Annotated in this window: 5 protein-coding genes; 3 read left to right on the plus strand and 2 right to left on the minus strand. The window is 72.0% G+C overall.

What is annotated here, in order from left to right; all coding sequences use genetic code 11:
- Positions 1–1,136: M61 family metallopeptidase (locus AC1D01_RS22505; protein WP_477870228.1), on the minus strand; the 1,136-nt coding region annotated here is incomplete at its 3' end.
- A gap of 99 nt (positions 1,137–1,235) precedes the next feature.
- On the opposite strand from AC1D01_RS22505, the gene AC1D01_RS22510 reads away from it, so the two are divergent.
- The 3 genes from AC1D01_RS22510 to AC1D01_RS22520 all read left to right on the plus strand — a co-directional run bounded on the left by AC1D01_RS22510 (position 1,236) and on the right by AC1D01_RS22520 (position 3,364).
- Positions 1,236–2,402: a GGDEF domain-containing protein gene (locus AC1D01_RS22510; RefSeq protein ID WP_477870230.1), complete on the plus strand. Its 1,167-nt coding sequence runs from the start codon at positions 1,236–1,238 to the stop codon at positions 2,400–2,402.
- Between the two features lie 3 nt (positions 2,403–2,405).
- Positions 2,406–2,870 (plus strand): MerR family transcriptional regulator, encoded by a 465-nt coding sequence (locus tag AC1D01_RS22515; RefSeq protein WP_477870232.1) that lies wholly within the window; start codon positions 2,406–2,408, stop codon positions 2,868–2,870.
- Positions 2,871–2,941: 71 nt separating this feature from the next.
- Positions 2,942–3,364 (plus strand): nuclear transport factor 2 family protein, encoded by a 423-nt coding sequence (locus tag AC1D01_RS22520; RefSeq protein WP_477870234.1) that lies wholly within the window; start codon positions 2,942–2,944, stop codon positions 3,362–3,364.
- Here AC1D01_RS22520 and AC1D01_RS22525 read toward each other — a convergent pair.
- Positions 3,286–4,218, minus strand: coding sequence for an AraC family transcriptional regulator (locus AC1D01_RS22525; RefSeq protein ID WP_477870236.1), 933 nt, complete (start codon positions 4,216–4,218; stop codon positions 3,286–3,288). The two genes, AC1D01_RS22520 and AC1D01_RS22525, sit on opposite strands and share 79 nt — an antisense overlap.
- Between the last annotated feature and the right edge of the window lie 150 nt (positions 4,219–4,368).

A 4,368-nucleotide genomic window follows, 5' to 3' on the forward strand; every position in this document is an offset into this window, starting at 1 on the left:
GTCTCGGCCAGGTCGGCGCGCGCATCGGCGGCGCTGACCAGGCCGGAGCGCGCGGCCAGCACGGCGCCCCAGTACTGCGTCTGGCCTTCGTAGACCCACAGCAGGCTGTCGCGCATCGGCGTGTTGAAGTGCGGCGTCCACAGGTCGGCCGGGCGGCGGAACTTGCCGTTCCACGAGTGGGTGTACTCGTGCGGCAGCAGGTCGCGCCCGGTCGAGCCCTTGGCCCACTCGGTGAAGTAGGCCGCCTTCACGCCGTTCTCGCTGGACTGGTGGTGCTCCAGCCCGATGTGGCCGAACTGCTCGCTGAGCGCCAGCAGGAACTCGTAGTGCGTGAAGTGGCGCGACGCGAACACCTTGTCGGCCTGCGTGACGAGCGCACGGTGCGCCGCGAGCTGCTCCGGGCTGATCACGTTCTGCGACGCACGGTCGGCGACCACGTTCAGGAACACCGGCGCGCGGCCGGCCGCGCTGGCGCCGGGGTCGAGGTCCAGGCGCTGCAGGTGGCGGCCGGCGAACACCRGCGAGTCGACCAGCGTGTCGAGATCGGTGGCCTTGAAGGAGAAGCTGGCGCCATTCTGCGAGGCCAGCTCCAGCGCGGTGCCGGCCAGCCAGCCCGCCGGCAGCGTCAGGCTGGGCTGCACGCTGATCTTCGCGGCGGCGTAGCCGGCCGGGTACAGCACGACGGCGTTCCACTGCACGCCGAGCATGTCGGGCGTGACGACCTGGCGCTCGCTGCCGGGCTCGAGYGGCGTCAGGAACTGGAACTCGATCTCGAGTGCCGTCGCCCCGGCCGGCACCTCGATGTGGAAGGCCGCGCTGTCGACGGCGTCGCGCACCCAGGCGACGGGCTTGCCGCCGGCGCTGACCTGCAGGCCGCTCAGCTGCGCGAGGGCGGCACTGGGCGAATGCGTGCCGGGCAGCCAGCGCGGGTAGTACAGCGCGAGCGGGCCGGGCGCGACGGGGATCGTCTCGCGCACGCGGAAGATCTTGCGATCGAGGTCGGTGGCATCCACCGAGAGGCTGATCACGCCCGGGTAGGGCGCGTCGCTCAATGCCGGCAGGGTTTGCGCGGCAGCGAGCGGGACGAGGGTGGCCAGGCTGATGGCGGCCACCGCGGTGCGAAGGATCGGGTTCATCGGGGTCCTGTGAGTTGGACCGAAAACGATACGCGAAAAGGCGGCCGGTTCGCTGTGACAAACTGATCTCGACCATCCTCCCTCGCAGTTCCCGCCCCCATGGACCCCGCCACCGTCATCCTGATGCTCGCCATCCACCTGATCGCCAGCGGCGGGCTGATGGCACTCGTGTGGCGCCGCATGCCGGCGGCGCCGGGCCTGGGCCGCTGGGCGCTGGCGAGCGGCCTGTTCGGCGCGGCCTACCTGGCACGCCTGCTGGCCGGGCTGCAGGGGGTCGATGCGCTCGGCCTGGTGTCCGACGGCGTGATGCTGCTCGCGGTGCTGTTGTTCGGCGATGGCGTGCGCGAGTTCGTCGGCCGCGCGCCGGTGCCGCCATGGCGCGTCGGCGTGCTGGCGCTGCTGCTGATCGGCACCGAGGTCGCCGCGGCCGCCCTCGGCGGCGCGCAGGCGCGGCACGTCGCGCTGAACGCGATGATCGGCCTGCTGTATGCGCAGATCGGCTGGATCCTCGCGGCAGAGCGCGCCCGGCAGAGCGCCCCGCTGCACGCGCCGCTCGCGCTGCTGGTCGGGATCGTCGGCGGCCTGTCGGCGCTGACGCTGCTGCGCGGTGCGCACATCGCGCGCGACGGTATGCCGGTCGCCTTCCACGGCCCGCTGGCCCAGGGCTACTACCTCTACGCGTCGGTCACCGCGGTGGTCACCGCGCTGACGCTGGTGTGGATGATGCTGCTGCGCCTGAACGGCCAGCTCGCCGAGCTGGCGACCCGCGACGCGCTGACCGGCGTGTTCAACCGCAACGGCCTCGCGCAGGCGCTGAAGCAGCATTTCGATCAGCGCCAGGCCGCACCGCTGACGCTGCTGCTGGTCGACATCGACCACTTCAAGCGCATCAACGACACGCTGGGCCATGCCACCGGCGATGCGGTGTTGCAGGGCGTGGCGCGTGAACTGCAGTCGCAGCTGCGCGCCGGCGATTTCGTCGCGCGCATCGGCGGCGAGGAGTTCCTGATCGGCTGCGTCGGCGCCGACCCCGCGATCGCGCTCGCGTTGGCCGACCGGCTGCACCGCAGCATCGGCCGCCTGCAGGTGCCGGCGGCCGCCGGCAGCGAGCGGGTCGGTTGCACCGCGAGCATCGGCGTGTCGGCCCGCTTCGACCGCTTCGACGGCTGGGAGCCCGCCGCCTCGCAGGCCGACGAGGCGCTGTACCGCGTGAAGACGGCAGGCCGCGACGGCGTGCAGTCGCACCTGGCGGCCTGCGGAACCTGAGCCATGGCCACCGATCCGACGCCGCAGCTGCGCATCGGCGAACTGGCCGGGCGCACCGGCCGCAGCGTGCATGCGATCCGCTGGTACGAGGCGCAGGGGCTGCTGCCCGGCGTGGTGCGTGACGCGGCCGGCCGGCGCCTGTATGGCGAGCGGCACGTCGGCTGGCTGGAACTGATGGAGCGGCTGCGCAGCACCGGCATGTCGATCGCGCAGATGCGGGCCTACACGGCACTCGTGATGCAGGGCCGGCGCACGCTGCCGCAGCGCCAGCAGCAGCTGTCGGCGCACCGTGCGCAGGTCGAGGCGCGGATCGCCGAATGGAAGGCGGCGCTGAAGGAGCTCGACCGCAAGCTCGCCTTCTATGCCGACTGGGTGGCGCAGGGCGCGCGCCCGCCGACGGACCTGCAGGGCCGGCCGCTGCCGCGCCCCCGCAAGCCCGACCCGAAGCCCAAGACCCTCAAGCGCTGACGGGTATCGCTTGATCTAGAGCGTGCTCCAGGTCGCCCACTGGCGGCATGACCCACTCCCCCGTCAACGCCATGGCCTCCTCCTCTTCTTTCGACAACAAGCTGCTGCTGCAGCGCATCTTCGAGCAGCTGGCCATCGGCAACGGCCGGCCGCTGGTCGACGCGATGGCCGACGACTTCTGCTGGACGATCACCGGCAGCTCGGCCTGGTCCGGCACCTGGCGCGGCAAGCCGGCGGTGCGCGAGCAACTGCTCACGCCCCTGTTCGCGCAGTTCGAAGGCACCTACACCAACACCGCCGAGCGCTTCATCGCCGAAGGCGAGCACGTGGTCGTGCTGTGCCGCGGCCGCGTCGACACCCGGGCCGGCAAGCCGTACGACAACAGCTACTGCTTCGTCTTCAGGCTCGCCGCCGGTCAGCTGAAGGAGGTGGTCGAGTACCTCGACACCGCGCTGGTGGATGCGGTGCTCGCGCCGCCGCCGGCCGCGGCCTGACCGCGCATCTGGCGCAGCCAGCCGCCGGGCGTCAGGCCGGTCGCGCCCTTGAAGCGGCGGCTGAAGTGGCTCTGGTCCGCAAAGCCGGCGTCCAGTGCCGCGAGCGCGGGCGCGATGCCGGCCAGCAGCAGGCGCTTCGCGTGTTCCAGCCGCACCGCGTTCAGGTAGACGTGCGGCGGCACGCCGAAGTGCTGGGCGAAGGCCCGGCTCAGGTGCACCCGCGACAGCCCGGCCTCGCGCGCCAGCTCGGCCACCGACAGGTCGCGCGACGCATGGGCGCGGATGTGGTCGCGCACGCGCAGCATGCGCCGTGAACCGGCGGCCAGCGGCCTGGTGTCGGTCGCCGGTGTCTCGCCGTGCCGTTGCAGCAAGCGCACCAGCACGTCGGTGGTGAGGGCCTCGCCGCGCAGCGATTCCTGCGGCTGGCCGATGGCCGCCATTGCGCGCTGCAGCGCCGCGGCGGACGGCGGGTCGTGCACCACCGGCTGCCGGAAGAAGGCGCTGGCGAGCGTGCCGGCCTCGCGTTGCAGGTGGCGCGGCAGCGCGGCCGGGTCGACGTAGAGGATCGCATAGCCGAAGCCTTCGTCGGTGCCGCGCTGGCCGTCGTGGGCCTCGTCGGGGTTGAACAGCAGCAGGTCGCCCGGCAGGCTGGCGTGGGCGGCGCCGCGGCAGTGGAAGGTCTGCACCCCGCTGTGCGTGACGCCGATCGCGTACTGCGCGTGGCTGTGCCGCTCGAACACATGCTCGGTGAAATGCGCCCGCATCAGCGTGACCTCGGGCGTGGCACCCGGCTGGAAGCGGGCCCAATCCGAAGAACTCGAGGCGTTGGCGTCGCCGGAAGGCGTGGTCGACATGTGACAAGCGTACAAGACCGGTGCCGCACGCGGCGGCAGACTGCGTGCAGTTCCACTCTCGATGCCAGGATTTCCATGAACGCGATCGACCTGCACGGCAAGCTCGAACTCTTCAGCGACCACTGGGCCCCGCGCACCGTGGCCGAGTAC

Source organism: Rhizobacter sp. P3_B12 (genome assembly GCF_056402895.1).

Bases quoted from the DNA above. Each gene is read 5' to 3' on its own strand.
- AC1D01_RS22510 (WP_477870230.1), top strand. From the start codon at position 1,236: ATGGACCCCGCCACCGTCATCCTGATGCTCGCCATCCACCTGATCGCC.
- AC1D01_RS22515 (WP_477870232.1), top strand. From the start codon at position 2,406: ATGGCCACCGATCCGACGCCGCAGCTGCGCATCGGCGAACTGGCCGGG.
- AC1D01_RS22520 (WP_477870234.1), top strand. From the start codon at position 2,942: ATGGCCTCCTCCTCTTCTTTCGACAACAAGCTGCTGCTGCAGCGCATC.
- AC1D01_RS22525 (WP_477870236.1), bottom strand. From the start codon at position 4,218: ATGTCGACCACGCCTTCCGGCGACGCCAACGCCTCGAGTTCTTCGGAT.